Source organism: Nitrosomonas sp. Nm51, from assembly GCF_900111165.1.
Taxonomy (GTDB): Bacteria; Pseudomonadota; Gammaproteobacteria; order Burkholderiales; family Nitrosomonadaceae; genus Nitrosomonas.
Window position 1 is genome coordinate 1 of sequence record NZ_FOGH01000025.1, and the last position, 17,616, is coordinate 17,616.

The following is a 17,616-nucleotide window of genomic DNA, read 5'->3' on the forward strand; positions in this document are numbered from 1 at the left end:
ATGGAGACGCATGGAGCGACGTGTATTGACTGTCACCAGAATCTGGTGCATGAAGAAGCGCCGATGACGGACCTGGATGCCAGCCGAGAGCAGCGCAAACTGGTGCTCAAAGAGGATGACTGGGATGACTGGGACGAGGAAGATGACGACGACGATGACGAGGATTATTGATTTCCATCAACAAAAAATTTAGCTTAACTTTGGATGGTCTAATTGATTATTCAACGGGTTATATTAGGGTAAAATTATATTTCGTCTTTTTAAAGTAATTTCAAGCAAATTGAGAATTTAATTTCAAATGCTTGGAATTGCTGAGTAAGAACCGTCAAAAGTTGAGTGGCTACTTTACAATACAAAATTTCTAATAACGTGCAATTTTAGATTTCATAACCCGCCGTCGGCGGGTTTTTTTGTTTAATTGGGATTAAAAGAATGCTGGATCATTTTCCAAAAGCCGGTATTAAATCTCCGCATAGGATGCGTGATTATTTCATACCGGCATTTACTTTCTTTTGTTGTGCAGTAAGTCTGGTTATAGATGGCAGTGGTAGTGTGGCAACACAGAATGCATTAGGTGTTATTGCATGGATATTTCTTATTATTTTGCTAGCAGGTGAGAATAAAGAAATTAGAATGCAAGTAGCAGTTGCTGTTGCTTTTGCGACAATAGGCGAGTATTTTGCTTCCATTTATATGGAAGGCTATACCTACCGGTTTGAGAATGTTCCGCTGTATGTTCCCCCTGGCCATGGAATGGTGTATTTAACTGCAGTCAAACTAGCACGTTCTGGTTTTTTTCAAATGTATGCGCGCAAAATTGCTGTATTTGTGTTTGTCACTGGCGGTTTATGGGCGTTATGGGGTGTCAGTGGTATTCCAGAACAAGGTGACCAGGTCGGTGCATTTTTGTTCGTTATTTTTGTGATTTGTGTACTAAAAGGCAGATCGCCTCTTGTTTACTTGGGTGCGTTTTTTATTTGTACATGGCTCGAAATTATTGGGACTGCAGCCGGGACGTGGAAATGGGCATCTATTGAGCCAGTTTTTGATTGGTCTCAAGGAAACCCGCCTAGTGGCGTTGCAGCCTGGTATTGTTTAGTGGATGCGGTTGCGATTGGTTTGGCGCCCAAGTGCCTAAATGGACTGCAGAAATTTAATATGTGGTATAAAACTACAATCGCGAATCGTACATAATGAATCTAGAGTCTTGTAATATGAAATATGTTTTTTACAAGGTAAAAAACGCAACAAATATTAACCGATACCTTTAAGAAGGGTTACGGTGCGGGGAGAGAGAAAGGTTATAAGTATGGATTTAATTTTTGGTTGAAGAGTTATAGGCTTATAACATGCAGTTTTTACTCAATTATTGATCAATTGTATAGTCCAAATTAATTTAGTTGGGGAAAGTTAGTGACAGTAATTCGATTACCGGATGGCTCAGAACGGGTTTACGATCACTCTGTAACCGTTTTTGATGTGGCATCTTCGATAGGGCCTGGTCTCGCACGCGCGGCAATAGCAGGAAAAGTTAATGGTCAATTAGTCGATATTGACAGACCAATTGAAAACAATAGTGAACTTACCATCATCACAGAAAAGGATGCGGAAGGACTGGAGATTATTCGACATTCTAGCGCTCATTTGCTTGCGCATGCCGTTAAGGAATTGTTTCCTGATGCGCAGGTGACAATAGGGCCTGTTATCGAAGATGGATTCTATTATGACTTTTCTTACAAGCGGCCATTTACCCCTGAAGATCTCGAGGCTATCGAAAAACGGATGCTGGAAATTAGTAAACGAAATTTGAAGGTAGAACGTAAAGTTTGGGATCGATCAGAGGCAATTAATTTTTTTAAGCAACAGGGTGAACAATATAAAGCGCAGATCATTGAATCCATTCCAGGTGATGAAGACTTGACGCTTTATACTCAAGGGAACTTTACTGATTTGTGCCGTGGACCGCATGTGCCGACAACTGCTAAATTAAAAATTTTTAAATTAATGAAAGTTGCAGGTGCATATTGGCGCGGTGATTCAAATAATGAAATGCTGCAAAGAATATATGGTACGGCCTGGTTGACCAAAGAGGATCAAAAAAAATATTTACATCGGTTGGAAGAAGCAGAAAAAAGAGATCATCGAAAAATTGGTAAGCAATTGAATCTGTTTCATATTCAGGAAGAAGCGCCTGGAATGGTGTTCTGGCATCCAAAAGGCTGGTCGCTTTGGCAGCAAATAGAGCAGTATATGCGGCAGATACAGAATGATAATGATTATTTGGAGATACGCACGCCACAGGTCATTGATAAAGAATTATGGGTTCAGTCCGGTCATTGGGATAATTTTCGGGAAAACATGTTCGTTACCGATACTGATGAGCGTAGTTTTGCTATCAAGCCAATGAATTGTCCAGGACATGTTCAAGTATTTAAACAAGGATTAAAAAGTTACCGCGATTTGCCAATAAGATTGGCAGAATTTGGGTCGTGTCATCGTAATGAAGCATCAGGAGCCCTGCATGGTATGATGCGAGTGCGTGCGTTCACCCAGGATGATGCGCATATTTTCTGTACAGAAGATCAAATACAGGAAGAGGTTGTCAAGTTTATTCATTTACTTAAACGCGTTTATAGCGATTTTGGCTTTAAAGATCTTTTGGTAAAACTTTCCACCAGACCAGTAAAACGTGTCGGTTCCGATGCGCAGTGGGATAAGTCAGAAAAGGCACTGGAAGCCGCATTGAAGGAAGCCGCCCTAGACTGGGAGCTTCAGCCTGGTGAAGGCGCATTTTATGGGCCTAAAATTGAATTTTCACTCAAAGACTGTATTGGGCGAATTTGGCAATGTGGTACGTTACAACTGGATTTTTCCATGCCCGAACGATTAGGTGCAGAATATGTAGCTGAAGATAATTCCAGACATGTGCCAGTTATGCTTCATAGGGCGATTCTAGGGTCGCTTGAACGGTTTATCGGCATTTTAATTGAAAATTATACCGGCGCATTCCCGTTGTGGCTTGCGCCAATACAGGCGGTTGTACTTAACATATCAAGGAATCAGGTGGATTATGCTCAAAAAGTAGCAAAAGAACTTAACAGTCATGGATTCAGGGTCAGTCAAGACTTGAGAAATGAGAAGATAACCTATAAAATCCGGGAACATAGCTTGCAGAAACTTCCTTATCAAATTATTGTAGGTAATGCGGAGGCAGATTCTAGTCAGGTTTCGGTACGAAGTCGTGACGGACAGGATCTGGGAAAAATGTCTGTAGCCAAACTGATAGAACGCTTTAAAGAGGAAATAGCTTTAAAAGGTATAATATAATTATTTTTTAATTTATTTGGAGAATTGCCATAGCACAAGAAAAAACAGCACGCATTAACGATGAAATTAATGTGCCTGAAGTTCGCCTGATTGGCGTTGATGGAGAACAAATCGGAATAGTAAAACTAGCTGATGCCAATACGCTGGCGGAAGAAGCGGGAGTCGATTTAGTTGAAATAGCGCCGACTGCCCAACCGCCCGTATGCCGGTTAATGGATTATGGAAAATTCCGTTACCAGGAAAGCAAGCGCAAGCACGAAGCTAAGCTGAAACAAAAACAAATTCAGATAAAAGAAATCAAATTTAGACCCAATACAGATGAAGGTGATTATCGTATTAAACTACGTAATCTGACCAATTTTCTCAATGAAGGGGATAAAGTCAAAGTCACTCTGCGGTTTCGCGGGCGTGAAATGGCGCATCAAGAATTTGGTATTCGGCTACTTGAACGAGTAAGAGATGATCTTGAGATGCATGCTGTTGTTGAGCAGTTTCCAAAAATGGAAGGCCGCCAAATGGTTATGGTGTTATCTCCAAAGAAAAAAGATACCAAAGCCGGCAAGGAAAAACAGGCCGCGGATAATCCAACTACAACACCGTAGCTTATTTTCGTAAGCGTTATAAAGTACATCGCAGAGGAATTTTACAAGTGATCCCGGGTTTAACAAGTGTTCTGAAAGAGAAACACCCTGTGTCATATAATAAAGGAGGGTATAAATGCCAAAAATGAAAACCAAGAGCGGCGCCGCGAAACGCTTTAAAATTCGTGCAAGCGGCAGTATCAAGCGCGCTCAAGCGTTCAAACGTCATATTCTGACCAAAAAAACAACCAAAAATAAGCGCCAATTAAGGGGAATTACAACAATTCACCCTAGCGATGTGGCGTCAGTGCGTTCTATGTTGCCTTATGCCTAAAGGAGGATCTGATGCCTAGAGTAAAACGTGGTGTAACAGCGCACGCAAGACATAAAAAAATACTGAATCTGGCCAAGGGTTATCGTGGTCGTCGTAAAAACGTTTACCGTGTCGCAAAACAAGCGGTAATGAAAGCAGGTCAATATGCCTATCGGGACAGGCGTCAGCGTAAAAGACAATTCAGAGCGTTATGGATTGCACGTATTAATGCTGCGGCAAGAGAATGTGGATTGTCTTACAGCGTATTTATGAATGGTTTGAAAAAAGCCAGTATCGATATTGACAGAAAAGTCTTGGCGGATCTCGCAGTGTTTGATAAACCAGCTTTTGAGAAAATTGCCGATCAGGCAAAAGCTGTTTTGGCGACTTAATTGAATGACATCATGTTCGCAGGGAGGTTGGGTTTGTCCCAGCCTCTTTTTTTGTTAAGGAATAAAAAATGGTATGTCCAAGTTTGGGTATGAAAATTCATGAGAAGTTTAGATGAAATCGTAGGAGAAGCAAACACCTTATTCAATTCGATCAGTGATACAACTGAGTTGGAACAGGTGAAGGCACGTTACCTGGGGAAAAACGGTGAATTGACAGACTTACTTAAAGCACTGGGAAAGTTACCTGCGGAACAACGTCCGGCGATGGGCTCGCAAATAAATCAAGCTAAGGACCAGTTAGAGGCTTTGCTGAAAGACCGCCGGTTATTTCTTCAGGAGAAAAAGCTGGAAGAAAAACTGAAGGAGGAAGCGCTGGATGTCACAATGCCTGGCCGCGGGCATGACAAAGGCGGGTTGCATCCTGTAACACAGACACTTATACGGATTGAGTCTTTATTTCATTCAATTGGTTATGAAGTGGCTTCCGGCCCGGAAGTAGAAACGGATTTTTACAATTTTACTGCACTCAATATTCCTGAAAACCATCCTGCGCGTGCCATGCACGACACATTTTATATAGAAAATGGCGATTTGCTGCGCACACATACCTCGCCAGTACAGATACACTTTATGCTCGAAAACAAGCCACCGTTAAAATTAATCGCGCCAGGCCGTGTTTATCGCTGTGATTCAGATGTGACGCATACTCCGATGTTTCACCAGGTTGAAGGTTTATGGATTGACGAGGAAGCCAATTTTGCGGCGCTTAAGGGCGTTCTGACTAATTTTATGGCTTGTTTTTTTGAACGGGATGACTTGTCAGCTCGATTCCGGCCATCATTTTTTCCATTTACAGAGCCATCGGCAGAAATGGATATCAGTTGTGTAAAGTGCAACGGCAATGGCTGCCGAATATGCAGTCATACAGGCTGGCTGGAAGTGTTGGGATGCGGCATGGTTCATCCCAATGTATTAAAACACGTTGATATTGATCATGCGCAGTATGTTGGTTTTGCTTTTGGAATGGGCGTAGAAAGACTGGCGATGTTAAGGTATAGCGTCAGCGATCTCCGGTTGTTTTTTGAAAATGATCTGCGATTTCTAAAACAATTTAATTAAATCTGGTCAATATTAATTATTCGTAACTCAACAACCGTCAATGAAGTTTTCAGAAAACTGGCTCAGAACTTTTGTTAATCCCAGCTGTACTAGTGAAGAACTGGCACATTCGCTAACGATGGCCGGCTTGGAAGTTGAAGCGATTGAGCCCGTAGCAGCTTCTTTTGATAAAGTTGTAGTGGCTGAAGTGCTAACTGTTGAAAAACATCCGAATGCCGATCGTTTACGTATTTGTCAGGTTAATGTCGGCGATCACGCAAAAGAGCCGCTGCAAATTGTTTGTGGCGCATCTAACGTACATGCCGGGATCAAGGTGCCTTGTGCGTTGGTCGGTGCGCAATTGCAGGATATGGAGATTAAAAGTGCGAAACTGCGCGGGATACAATCTTCAGGGATGCTATGCTCAGCCCGTGAGCTTGGCGTCAGTGAGAATGCTGACGGATTGCTCATGTTGCCCGATACGGCGCCGGTAGGCCAGGATTTTCGTACCTATTATGAACTGAATGATCGAGTTTTTACATTAAGTCTTACCCCGAACAGGGCGGATTGTTTGGGTGTTTACGGTGTGGCTCGTGAAATTTCTGCACTAACCGATACGCAACTGGTACCTTTTAAAACAACGCCGGTTAGTCCAGAGATAGAAGACAGTCTTGATGTTCGTGTAAGCGCGCCGGATGCGTGCCAGCTGTATTGCGGCCGGATTATGCGCGGCATTAACTCCAACGTAGAAACACCGTTATGGATGAAACAGCGGCTGGAACGCAGCAGTTTGCGTTCGATTAACGCAGTGGTTGACATCACTAATTATGTGTTGCTCGAAACGGGGCAACCAATGCATGCATTTGATTTGGCAAAGCTTGATGGTGGCATACATGTACGTTATGCGAAAATTAATGAAACAATCCAGTTACTTAATGAAAGTCGGGTCGTATTGACGACCGATATGTTGTTGATTACCGATGACCATAAGCCGCTTGCACTTGCCGGCATTATGGGTGGCTTGAATAGCGGCGTAGTTCAGGGAATCAGCGATATTTTTCTGGAGTGCGCTTTTTTCAATCCGGATGTGATTTCGGGCAAGTCGTTTAAACTCGGCTTTAATACCGACTCGTCATATCGTTTCGAACGCGGAGTAGATTTTGCCGCAACACGAAATATTCTTGAATATGCGACGAATCTAATTCAAGCGATATGCGGCGGTACTGCGGGACCTGTAACAGAAAAAAGCAGTGTGCTGCCACCACGGTTGCCGGTTACAGTTCGCGTCGATAGAGTGCAGCGAGTTTTGGGAATTATGTTGGAAAAAGAGCAGATTGTAGAATATTTTTCGCGTCTTCAATTTGATTTTTCTGAAAATAAAAATGATATTACGGTTATACCGCCAAGTTATCGTTTTGATCTTGCCATAGAAGAAGATTTTATTGAAGAACTGGCAAGAATTCATGGCTACGATGAGATACCCGCGCAAGTGCCGAAATCCGGGCTTGAGATGCTGCCGTCGCAAGAATCAATACGCACTTCGACGCAGATTAAGCAAATGCTGGTTATGCGCGATTATCAGGAAGTCGTTAACTATGCGTTTGTCGATAAATCCTGGGAAACCGGATTAATTCAGAACAAAAATCCTGTTGCTTTAAAAAATCCGATCGCAAATCATCTTGACGTCATGCGCAGCAGCTTGATGGGCGGATTGATCGCCAATTTACAATTTAATTTAAATCGCAGGCAGGAAAGGGTACGTTTATTTGAGCTGGGTTGTTGTTTTGAAAGAAGTGCCACAGAACATTTTCTGCAAATCGAAAAACTGGCCGGACTGGCATATGGTGATGTTTTTGCTGAACAGTGGGGTGTTTCTGCACGCTCAGTTGATTTTTACGATGTAAAATCGGATATAGAAATACTTTATCAGTCTCAAGAAATAAATTTTCAGGCAGTGCAGCATCCAGCTTTTCATCCGGGAAAATCTGCACAGATCATGGTGGGCGCGAAACCTGCCGGCTGGATAGGCGAACTGCATCCGCGCTGGCAAAGACAATACGATTTATCGCATCCGGTCATTTTGTTTGAACTGTTATTGGATAGCCTGTTGCCAGTATCGCTCGCTCAGATTAAAGAAATTCCCAAATATCCGGCTGTAAGACGTGATATCGCTGTTATCGTCGATAATCAGATGCCCGTGCAAACAATCCTTTCCAGCATGTATGAGAAAAAGCCGGAAATCGTAACAGAGATTACACTGTTCGATGTTTACCGTGGTAAAGCCGTAGGAGAGCATAATAAAAGCCTGGCGTTTAAAGTGATGCTGCAAGATGCACAAAAAACACTGACCGATGATGAAGCTGAGGCAGCGATATCCAGTCTGCTGAAAATTCTAAAAGCAAAATTCGATGCAGCGCTAAGGAATTAAAAGTGGATTTTTATCTGGATGCCGGCAGTCTGTCATCCATGCGCTGATCAAGGAGACGACGGAGTTTTATTTTGAAACTATAAATGCGTTTTAATTCATTTAATTGAAATTGTTATACTATAATATTTGTCTAACATATTACGTAAAAAGAATAAGCCTAAAAAACCAAGAGAGAAGCGTATAGAGCTTGGGTTAAAAACATGTCTCTATAAATGATAAGTCAGAGTAAACGGTCCCCTAAACAACAAACTATTCTAATTTTAAAAATTATGTGGAGAAAAATATGGCTCTTACAAAAGCTGAGCTGGCTGATTTGTTATTTGAAAATGTTGGACTCAATAAACGTGAAGCTAAAGATATGGTCGAATCGTTTTATGAGGAAGTACGTGCCGCACTTGAAAGTGGGGAAGGGGTAAAATTGTCTGGTTTTGGAAATTTTCAATTACGTACAAAGCCGCAACGTCCTGGCAGAAATCCTAAAACCGGGGAAGAAATACCTATTACAGCACGCCGTGTTGTAACCTTTCATGCCAGTCAGAAACTTAAAAGCATGGTTGAGCAGAATTACCATGGAAAACAAAAAAACAAATAGTCAATTTCCACCGATTCCGGCAAAACGTTATTTTACGATCGGTGAGGTTGGAATGCTATGTGGTGTCAAGCCGCATGTGCTGCGTTATTGGGAGCAGGAATTTACCCAGTTAAAACCTGTCAAGCGGCGTGGCAACCGGCGTTACTATCAGCATCAGGAAGTTTTACTGATCCGGAGAATCAGGGAGCTGCTGTATGATCAAGGATTCACCATTAGTGGCGCGCGTAATCGGCTTGGACGAGATACACCGCATGCACAATCTACACAAGAAACAGTAATAAGCCAGTCCTCTCAAACTTCAGTTGACCTGAATTATATCCGGAATGAAATTAAAAGCATACGTTCGATTTTGCTTTCCTCTGTTTAATTGTCTTGGCCTAGAGTTTGGAACGAGCTTACCCCCCCTTTTAGACTAATAATTTTTAGCCTGTTTTTGGCTAGTCGGCCCTATATTTTTTCTTTTGTCGCGTTGTGTCAACCCACTCATGCTCAGAATCTTAACCGTGTCGAACTCCCTTGTGTAATTCATCGCTTGACCCCCGCTTTTGCGCTAGATACATACGGGTGTACTTTAATATGATTGGCATCAATTATTACTAACACTGCCCGAACAACAATTGTATAGGATATCAAGGCGCAATGCGTTGCGGCACAGGCGTCGGGATTGGTTGACGTTTTACCGTGCCATCTCCATGTCGATACACAAACATACTGGTCGCGTCATCTTCATACAACACTAATACATTATTTTTAATATCATAATACAGGAGAGACTCTTTCTTGGCACTTGGCATGCCGGGTATGTTTAACATCTCAACTTTATTTTTAACTGGATCATACGACCAAAATTTGCCTTGACTGTGAAAGAACAGCAAGCCATTGACAGGGTCATAAGCCGCAGCAGTCCCTGCAGACTGCAAGTCAAGCGGCCAAAAATTCTCTTCTTTTGTCCATTTGTTTGTCACCAGGTCGTAGGTAAATTTATTATGGTGTTCCCAGGCAATAATTTTTCCATTACCAACATACTCCATACCTAAACGATCCCTTGGCGTACCATCAAAATTTTCATGATATATTTCCTGGTTTGACAAAAGCGTCTCTACCTTGCCCGTTGTTAAATTCACCGATTGCATTCCCGAGCCGTCCCAGTTACCGGCGTAGGTAATGAGTCGATTAACGTCAGGAAGCAGTACTGTCGCACAACCAAAACCATTTTTAAGCGCAGCCATATCTTGCAAGGGAAAAGCCTCCCATGTTTTTGTACTGTTTGGCCACTGTATCAAGTAAATATCAGGATCAGGGTCTTGCAACAAAGGCCATTTGCCGGTGGCATCACTGATTCTCGCGTATTGGATTAATCTATCAGATGCATCGTCATAATCCAGGCACCAATAGGTATGAAGCGGACGGACGCCCGGCGTCGGCGCACTCTCCATTGTCCAGGTATTCGTAACTACATCATATGACCAGACATCGTCGTATTTGTGAGGTACGCCATGATTGCCGCCGGCATAATAGGCTTTTCCATTTTTTAGCGAATAAGGGAATTTTTGACTCCAGTCTCTAACACTCGGTCCACGGGTAGCAAAATTATGCAACTTCAGGCCTTTTTCCGGGCCAACGACTTTAAATCGCGGCAACATTCTGCCTTCTCCCGCCTGTAATTCAGGCATAAAATTTGACGGGTTATCCAGCGTACGAGGTCTTGACATCACAGTCGCAGAACCATTTGTATCTATGTTCCGCGCTATGATGATCGGTTCTGAGGCGAACGGTGCGTTGCTGGAAACAGTTGAAGGTGCGTCAAATACGAATGTCGAATCGTTAGTATTGATTAAAGTAAATAATTGCGGGTCTGCTGCTGCCATAACCGGCACAAAAAACGATAAAATCATGAAAAATCTGAATTGGGGCATATAATTATAATCTATTGAATTTAAATAAAAAACATCATATAAAAATCAGTATTTTTTTGCTGAATCCCATTATACGTAGACCGGACATTTAGTCAAACCCATTCCCGCATGAGCAATAAATATATTTTTAATTACATTAAACGGCCATATTCGCGTGCCGTCACGACCGACCGGCAATAACTATTTTTAGTGACGGATAGCGTAGCAATAGCGGTGAAGAATAAAACTCTGCTAAAATATTGGATTCTATACGTGTCATGCAAGGAATAGTTTAATGGCTTATGTAGTAACTGAAAATTGTATTAAATGTAAATATACGGACTGTGTGGATGTCTGTCCGGTCGACTGCTTCCGTGAAGGGCCGAATTTTCTGGTGATTGATCCGGATGAGTGTATCGATTGTACCTTGTGTGTTGCTGAATGTCCGGTTGAGGCAATTTATGCTGAAGACGACGTGCCGCAATCGCAATTGGATTTTATCGCATTAAATGCTGAACTATCAAAAGAATGGAGTCCTATTATCGAAAAGAAAGACCCATTGCCCGATGCTGACGATTGGGCCGATGTAACTGACAAGCGGGATAAATTGCACCGTTAACCGCAATTGCGGTATCTTTGTTGCCGCATGTCAGATTCTTTTCTCTTTCAACACCTTTCATTTCATGAATTCGCGCAGCGTCTGAACGGCGAGACAGCGGTTGGGGTTACGGTTGTAACACCGAATCGCCGGCTCGCACAGACGCTGAAATATTGGTTTAATCGCGATCAATCTCATCGTCGGCAATCGGTCTGGCGGTCTGCTGATATTTTGCCATTTACCGTATTTCTAGAACGCATTTATCAAAATGCGTTTTATTCGCCGCATTCGCAGGAGATTCCGTTACTGCTAACGGCAATGCAGGCGCAAGCGCTGTGGCAAAAAATAATTCAATCGTCCGAAGCAGGCGGTGCGCTGCTGAATACGCTGCAGACAGCCCGGTCGGCTTATGAAGCCTGGCAATTGGTGCATGCGTGGCGATTGACCCCGGAATGGCAAACTTGTTTTCTGAATGAAGACTGTACTGCATTTCGGACATGGATGGCACGATATCAATCCGTACTGATAGAAAGCCAGTATGTTGACCCGGTGTGTCTGGCCGATTTAATAGCGAATATGTTGGTGCAGGTACCGCTTGACCGGCCTGACTATTTGTACTGTTACGGATTTGATGTATTGACACCGCAACAGCGCGTCTTTTTAGATACACTGCGGGCATCAGGCTGCCAGGTCAGTTGTGTCAGCCCGCCGTACTTTACTGATCAAATATTAGAAAACAATTACATAGCGCGTGTGCGCTGCACGAACAGCCAGGAAGAAATTTATCAGGCGGCAGTATGGGCGCGGTCGCGGCTGGAATCGGATCAGACTGTGTCGATTGGCGTAATTGTGCCGGCGCTGGCAAATTACCGGAATGCCATTCAACGGGCGTTCCGTGAAGTTATGCAACCTGATGTGCGCGATGCATTGCCGCAGCCGCAGTCTCTGCAAAAAAATCAGCCATTCAATATCTCACTGGGTTTGCCACTGACAGCGTATCCAGTAGTTGATGCGGCGCTGTCTGTGCTGGCTTTGGCGCAACAGGGCCTGACATTTGACCACGTCAGCAGCTTATTGCGTTCGCCATTTATCAAGGGTGGCGAATCCGAAATGCATCAGCGTGCCTTGCTTGGTATGCGTATGCGCCAATATGCGGGGCCATTTGTGACACTTGAACAGCTGACAGCGCTGGTTCATTTGGTGTCTCATGAAACCGGAAGCGATGTCAAAGATCGTAAAACACGTTGTCCGATACTCATGGAGGTCTTGTCCGCATTACTTTTATTTTGCCAGCAGAATGTGCCGCGCGAAAGTCATCATGCGGCCTATGCGCAATTATTTTCTCAGATACTGCAGATCATGGGGTTTCCTGGTGAACGTACTCTGGATTCAACAGAATATCAGACAGTAAAAAAATGGCAGGAAGTGCTGGTTGATTTTGCAACGCTGGATCGTGTGATTGTCTCAACCAGCCATGCAGCTGCTGTCGGAAGGCTGAATGCAATTGCAGCAAACACGTTATTTCAACCGCAATCGCCACATGCTCCCATTCAAATACTGGGTGTGCTGGAAGCAGCAGGAATGGTGTTTGACCATCTTTGGGTGATGGGACTGTCTGAAGAACAATGGCCGGTACCCGCGCGTCCGAATCCATTTCTGCCATATGAACTTCAGAAAAAAGCCCGTATACCTATGGGATCAACAGGTGAGGCGCTGCGTTTTTCACACCAGCTGCACGATAATTGGCTGCGTAGCGCCAAAGAAGTAGTTTTAAGTCATCCGAGGTTTGCGGATGGCGCCGATGCGCGGGAGATAGCACCCAGTCCAATAATTCGGGCTGTTCCGGAATGTACTGTCGATGTCCGGCAGTATGCGTCGCATCGTGATTGGATTGTTGAAGCAGCGAATCTTGAACGCATCATCGACGATCACGTGCAGGTATCAGGCTTGCAGGCGGTGCCTGGCGGGGTTGCCGTAATTAAGGACTATGCGGCATGTCCTTTCCGTGCCTGGGCGCGCCACCGTTTGCATGTTGTGGATAAAGATGAACCGCATGCCGGACTGAATGCCCGGGAGCGCGGAATGCTGATACACCGAACGCTTCATTTGATATGGCGGCAACTGGAATCAAAAGAAGCGCTTGATACTATGCCGGAAGCTGATCTTGAAAAAATTTTGTTCAGTGCAGCAGGCCGGGCAATTGCGGAAATAAAAGACTGGCGCCCTTGGGCGCTGCCAGAGCGTTTTATGTCAATTGAACGCGTGCGACTGGTCCGTCTGACGCGCAAATGGCTGGATATAGAAAAAAAGCGCGCGTCGTTCAGGGTTGTGGCGACAGAGAAAAAAAGTGTCCTGCAAATTGGTGAATTGGTGCTGAACGTGCGTTTGGACAGGGTGGATAAACTGGATAGCGGTCAATTGCTCATCATTGATTACAAAACCCGGCCATACAGTGTTGCTTCAATGCTCGGAGAACGTCCCGATGAGCCGCAGCTGCCGGTTTATCTTGTGATGACGGAATCCGCTGAATCGGTAGTTGCAGGCGTCTCATTTGCATCGATAAATCCGGGAAAAATGGGTTTTGCCGCGATTGTCAATGTGCCGAACATTTTACCGGGTGTTAAAGTATTCAACAAAATTTCGACATGTGCGCAATTTTCATCATGGGATGCGCTGGCGGCAAAATGGGAACTGGATCTGACGCGTCTGGCAAACGGTTTTGTGAGCGGGGATGCCCGCGTATCGCCTAAAAATTATCCTTTAACCTGCCAGTATTGTGGCATGCAGCCGTTCTGCCGTATCTATGAGCGAAGCGGATATGCAGCCGAAGATCAGGATTCTGATCATGACTGAATATCAGGATGTGCCCGATGCAGCTGAGCGCCTGCGCGCGATTGATCCTGCGTTTTCATTTATCGTTCAAGCGCCGGCTGGATCGGGAAAGACAGGCCTGCTGATTCAGCGTTACCTGCGACTTTTGACCTGCGTCAGCGAACCTGAAGAAATTGTGGCTATTACGTTTACCCGTAAAGCTGCAGCAGAAATGCGGGAACGCATAGTCCTTGCACTAGATGCAGCTGCCGCAGGCGCGGCCAGTCCTGAAAACGCATTTGATAAACTGACCGGTAAACTTGCTGCCGCAGTAACAGCGCATGATCAGCGGTTTGGCTGGAATCTGATTCTTAATCCTATGCGCCTGCGTATTCAAACCATAGACGCATTATGTGCTTCGTTAACGCGTCAGATGCCGGTATTGTCTAAATTCGGATCTCAGCCGGAAATATCGGAAAATGTACAGGGGCTCTATCGCGATGCGGCGCGCGCGACGATTGCCTTACTTGACCAAGGGCTGGACATGGCAAATGATATTGCGATGGTGTTGGAGCATTTGGACAACGATATTGCCCGTGTCGAAAATCTGCTGGCAGCTATGCTGGCGCGGCGTGATCACTGGCTGCGTCATATCCATGGAAAAACACGTGAGGAACTGGAAGCGTCGCTCAGAAACATGCGCAGCAGTGCAGTCAATCAATTGTGCAGTTTGCTGCCAAGTGAGGTGCACCAGGAGTTGCTGGCATTAGTTCGTTACGCCGCTGCAAATCTTTTGGCAGAACAAAAAACATCTGTCCTGGTGGCATGCGACGGACTTGATAAGCTACCGGATAATATCGATCAGTGGGGCGGGATTGCCGAACTGCTGCTCAAGACCGATGGTGAATGGCGCGACAGAGTGGATGTGCGGCAAGGTTTTCCTGCCGGAAAAAGCAAAAGTGAAAAAGAGACCGCCAGAGCCTGGAAAACCCGTTTATCGCAGCTCATAGAAAAATTCAAAACAAATCAACCGCTGCAGCGTTTGTTAAATAATAGCCGGCATCTGCCATCTCCTGCATACAGTGAGACGCAATGGAAAATTCTGGGTGCAATAACGCGCTTGTTGCCACATGCTGTGGCGCAATTGAAAATCATGTTTCAATTGGCGGGTCAGGTGGATTTTTCCGAAGTCATGCAGTGTGCGCTGGTTGCGCTGGGTGAACCTGAAAACCCCACAGATCTGTCTCTGGCGCTTGATTATCGCATAAAGCATGTGCTCATCGACGAATTTCAGGATACGTCGATCAGTCAGTATCAATTAGTAGAAAAGCTAGTCGCTGAATGGGAACCGGGTGATGGGCGCAGTCTATTTGCCGTTGGAGACCCTATGCAATCGATTTACCGTTTCCGGGAGGCTGAAGTCGGTTTGTTTTTGCGCGCGCGTCAGACAGGTGTCGGTCATATCGCTTTGCAGCCCATTACACTCAAAAGCAATTTTCGTTCACAACGCGGTCTGGTCGACTGGGTAAATACTTCTTTCAGGCAAATTATGCCAGTGAATGAAGATGTTGCCGTCGGTGCTGTGGCTTATGCACCATCTATAGCAATGCATGATGAACTGGACGGTCCGGCTGTTACCGTGCATCCTGCCTTTGAAAAAGACCGCGCTGCCGAAGCTGAAAAAGTGGTAGATGTGATCGCACAATCCAGACAACAGAATCCGCAGCATTCAATTGCGGTATTGGTGCGTAACCGCAGTCATCTAGTTGGGATTGTGGCGTGCTTGCAATCAGTAGGCCTGCGTTTTCGTGCAGTGGAAATCGATGCGCTTGATCAAAAACCCATGGTTCAGGATTTGCTAATGCTGGCGCGCGCTTTGCAAGATCCTGCTGACCAGTTGGCATGGCTGGCAGTATTGCGTGCGCCCTGGTGTGGCCTGCTTCTGAATGATTTGCAAACACTGGTCTCATTCCAGACTGGACACCCCATTGATCAATCGGACCGGAAACCGCAAACAATTCTGGAATTAATCAACGAAAAAAGCGTCCGCCAAAAACTTTCGTGTGACGGCAGCGATCGTTTGCATACTATCGGCGAATTGCTTACGCAATGCGTAAGCAATCGATATCGTCAATCACTGCGCACCACGGTCGAAGCGGCCTGGCAGGCTTTGGGCGGCCCCGGTTGTGTCGAAATTCAGAACAAGACAATCACACAGCCTGACAATCCGGGTGTGTATTACGAACAGGACAGACCCGTAACCGGTTCAGTGCAGGATGCGATGATTTTTCTGGATTATCTTGAGGCCTGCGAGCAGGCAGGTAACGTTTCCGACTGGGCTGATTTCGAAGGGGGATTGGCAAAGCTTTTCGCTGCCGCTGATTTCGAAGCAGACAATGGCCTGCAAATCATGACCATTCACAAAGCCAAAGGATTGGAATTCGATACAGTGTTGGTGCCCGGGCTCGGTCACCCATCGAGAAACAGAGATAAACACTTGCTCAGGTGGATGGAGCAACCTCGCCAACTATCCAGATCTGCCGCCGGCCAATACGTTTTCAACGCGAATGAAACGGATTTATTTTTGGCGCCGATTCAAGAAGCCGGACAAGACAATGACACTATCAATTTGTGGCTGGAATCGTTGGAACGTGAAAAGGAAAATTATGAGGCAGAACGTTTATTGTATGTTGCAGCAACACGAGCCAGAAAGTATTTGCATCTGTTTGGTCATGCCGGATTAAAAGATCAAAATGGCGAATCGGTACTGCAGGAACCAAAATCCGGCAGCTTGTTAAACCGGCTTTGGCCGGCCGTTGAACAAATTTATGCCGATGCGGCAATGCAAAATCAAATGCAGGAATCAAACCGATTGATAAAGGCGCAAGAACTGAAAAAAACGGCCGTGTTTGATCAGTCCGTTCTAAGATTGGAATCCGGCTGGCAACTGCCCAAAGCGCCTGAACCTGTCAACTGGCAAGTTACGGAAAAAGTTGTGGACGCAGGTGACACAATAGAATTTTCATGGGCCGGTGAAACGGCAAAGCAGGTTGGCAGCGTCGTGCATCGCTGGTTGCAGCGTATTGCTGATGATAAATTGCAGGGGTGGGATGCCAGGCGTATACAATCCATGCGCAGAAAATTTGCTGATACTCTGTTGATGCATGGCTTGAGTGCGGAAAAAGAAGCGCTTGAACAAGCCGTTGTGCGTGTAGTAACCGCGTTAATCAATTCAATAACGGATCAGCGCGGCCGATGGATACTCGGCGAGCAGTCGGGCGCGCAGAATGAGCTCAGATTGACGAGCGTTAACGATGGCCAAATCGCTGAATATGTGATTGATCGAACGTTTTATGATGACCATGGCATCCGATGGGTCATCGATTATAAAACAAGCAGCCACGAAGGTTCAGGATTGGCAGTGTTTCTGGATAGAGAGCAAGAAAGATACGCACATCAACTCAATTATTATGCGGCACTTCTGCAAAAAATTGACAAGCGCCCTGTTTGTATGGGGTTGTATTTTCCAATGTTGAAGGGATGGCGAGCCTGGAAATATCGAGGAGAAAATGTCTAGCCCA

At 45.1% G+C, this 17,616-nt stretch carries 14 protein-coding genes; 13 read left to right on the top strand and 1 reads right to left on the bottom strand.

From position 1 onward, the window contains the following. The first annotated feature begins 432 nt into the window (after positions 1 to 432). The 9 genes from BMY60_RS09415 to BMY60_RS09455 all read left to right on the top strand — a co-directional run bounded on the left by BMY60_RS09415 (position 433) and on the right by BMY60_RS09455 (position 9,098). Positions 433 to 1,194: a hypothetical protein gene (locus BMY60_RS09415; protein WP_090333167.1), complete on the top strand. Its 762-nt coding sequence runs from the start codon at positions 433 to 435 to the stop codon at positions 1,192 to 1,194. Between the two features lie 219 nt (positions 1,195 to 1,413). Continuing rightward, the gene (thrS, locus tag BMY60_RS09420) at positions 1,414 to 3,327 is read left to right on the top strand and encodes a threonine--tRNA ligase (protein WP_090333168.1); all 1,914 of its coding nucleotides are present in this window, start codon (positions 1,414 to 1,416) and stop codon (positions 3,325 to 3,327) included. A 23-nt stretch (positions 3,328 to 3,350) separates the two neighbouring features. Then, the gene (gene infC / locus BMY60_RS09425; protein WP_090333170.1) at positions 3,351 to 3,929 is read left to right on the top strand and encodes a translation initiation factor IF-3; all 579 of its coding nucleotides are present in this window, start codon (positions 3,351 to 3,353) and stop codon (positions 3,927 to 3,929) included. Between the two features lie 115 nt (positions 3,930 to 4,044). Next, the gene (gene rpmI / locus BMY60_RS09430) at positions 4,045 to 4,242 is read left to right on the top strand and encodes a 50S ribosomal protein L35 (protein ID WP_090333171.1); all 198 of its coding nucleotides are present in this window, start codon (positions 4,045 to 4,047) and stop codon (positions 4,240 to 4,242) included. A gap of 11 nt (positions 4,243 to 4,253) precedes the next feature. Next, positions 4,254 to 4,613: a 50S ribosomal protein L20 gene (gene rplT / locus BMY60_RS09435; protein WP_090333173.1), complete on the top strand. Its 360-nt coding sequence runs from the start codon at positions 4,254 to 4,256 to the stop codon at positions 4,611 to 4,613. 99 nt (positions 4,614 to 4,712) lie between these two features. Continuing rightward, positions 4,713 to 5,732: a phenylalanine--tRNA ligase subunit alpha gene (gene pheS, locus BMY60_RS09440; protein WP_090333175.1), complete on the top strand. Its 1,020-nt coding sequence runs from the start codon at positions 4,713 to 4,715 to the stop codon at positions 5,730 to 5,732. 40 nt (positions 5,733 to 5,772) lie between these two features. Continuing rightward, positions 5,773 to 8,139 (top strand): phenylalanine--tRNA ligase subunit beta, encoded by a 2,367-nt coding sequence (pheT, locus tag BMY60_RS09445; RefSeq protein ID WP_090333177.1) that lies wholly within the window; start codon positions 5,773 to 5,775, stop codon positions 8,137 to 8,139. 283 nt (positions 8,140 to 8,422) lie between these two features. Further along, positions 8,423 to 8,731, top strand: coding sequence for an integration host factor subunit alpha (locus BMY60_RS09450; RefSeq protein WP_090333178.1), 309 nt, complete (start codon positions 8,423 to 8,425; stop codon positions 8,729 to 8,731). After that, complete coding sequence (locus BMY60_RS09455; protein ID WP_090333180.1) at positions 8,709 to 9,098, top strand: MerR family transcriptional regulator; 390 nt, start codon at positions 8,709 to 8,711, stop codon at positions 9,096 to 9,098. The genes BMY60_RS09450 and BMY60_RS09455 overlap by 23 nt, the downstream gene beginning before the upstream one ends. Before the next feature lie 262 nt (positions 9,099 to 9,360). On the opposite strand, the gene BMY60_RS09460 is transcribed toward BMY60_RS09455, so the two are convergent. Next, positions 9,361 to 10,329, bottom strand: coding sequence for a Kelch repeat-containing protein (locus BMY60_RS09460; RefSeq protein ID WP_143057407.1), 969 nt, complete (start codon positions 10,327 to 10,329; stop codon positions 9,361 to 9,363). A gap of 154 nt (positions 10,330 to 10,483) precedes the next feature. Between BMY60_RS09460 and BMY60_RS16020 the strand changes: the two genes are divergently transcribed. The 4 genes from BMY60_RS16020 to BMY60_RS09475 all read left to right on the top strand — a co-directional run bounded on the left by BMY60_RS16020 (position 10,484) and on the right by BMY60_RS09475 (position 17,612). Further along, positions 10,484 to 10,651, top strand: coding sequence for a hypothetical protein (locus BMY60_RS16020; protein ID WP_218141667.1), 168 nt, complete (start codon positions 10,484 to 10,486; stop codon positions 10,649 to 10,651). Positions 10,652 to 10,921: 270 nt separating this feature from the next. Continuing rightward, complete coding sequence (gene fdxA, locus BMY60_RS09465; RefSeq protein ID WP_090333183.1) at positions 10,922 to 11,245, top strand: ferredoxin FdxA; 324 nt, start codon at positions 10,922 to 10,924, stop codon at positions 11,243 to 11,245. 27 nt (positions 11,246 to 11,272) lie between these two features. After that, positions 11,273 to 14,077: a PD-(D/E)XK nuclease family protein gene (locus tag BMY60_RS09470; protein ID WP_090333184.1), complete on the top strand. Its 2,805-nt coding sequence runs from the start codon at positions 11,273 to 11,275 to the stop codon at positions 14,075 to 14,077. After that, a complete protein-coding gene (locus tag BMY60_RS09475; protein WP_090333212.1) occupies positions 14,070 to 17,612 on the top strand; it encodes a UvrD-helicase domain-containing protein in 3,543 nt (1,180 codons plus the stop codon). Before BMY60_RS09470 ends, BMY60_RS09475 begins: the two co-directional genes overlap by 8 nt. The last annotated feature ends 4 nt before the right edge of the window (positions 17,613 to 17,616 follow it).

Coding starts and splice junctions, on each gene's coding strand:
- BMY60_RS09415 (WP_090333167.1), top strand. CDS start 433: ATGCTGGATCATTTTCCAAAAGCCGGTATTAAATCTCCGCATAGGATG.
- rpmI (WP_090333171.1), top strand. CDS start 4,045: ATGCCAAAAATGAAAACCAAGAGCGGCGCCGCGAAACGCTTTAAAATT.
- rplT (WP_090333173.1), top strand. CDS start 4,254: ATGCCTAGAGTAAAACGTGGTGTAACAGCGCACGCAAGACATAAAAAA.
- pheS (WP_090333175.1), top strand. CDS start 4,713: ATGAGAAGTTTAGATGAAATCGTAGGAGAAGCAAACACCTTATTCAAT.
- pheT (WP_090333177.1), top strand. CDS start 5,773: ATGAAGTTTTCAGAAAACTGGCTCAGAACTTTTGTTAATCCCAGCTGT.
- BMY60_RS09450 (WP_090333178.1), top strand. CDS start 8,423: ATGGCTCTTACAAAAGCTGAGCTGGCTGATTTGTTATTTGAAAATGTT.
- BMY60_RS09455 (WP_090333180.1), top strand. CDS start 8,709: ATGGAAAACAAAAAAACAAATAGTCAATTTCCACCGATTCCGGCAAAA.
- BMY60_RS16020 (WP_218141667.1), top strand. CDS start 10,484: ATGATCGGTTCTGAGGCGAACGGTGCGTTGCTGGAAACAGTTGAAGGT.
- fdxA (WP_090333183.1), top strand. CDS start 10,922: ATGGCTTATGTAGTAACTGAAAATTGTATTAAATGTAAATATACGGAC.
- BMY60_RS09470 (WP_090333184.1), top strand. CDS start 11,273: ATGTCAGATTCTTTTCTCTTTCAACACCTTTCATTTCATGAATTCGCG.
- BMY60_RS09475 (WP_090333212.1), top strand. CDS start 14,070: ATGACTGAATATCAGGATGTGCCCGATGCAGCTGAGCGCCTGCGCGCG.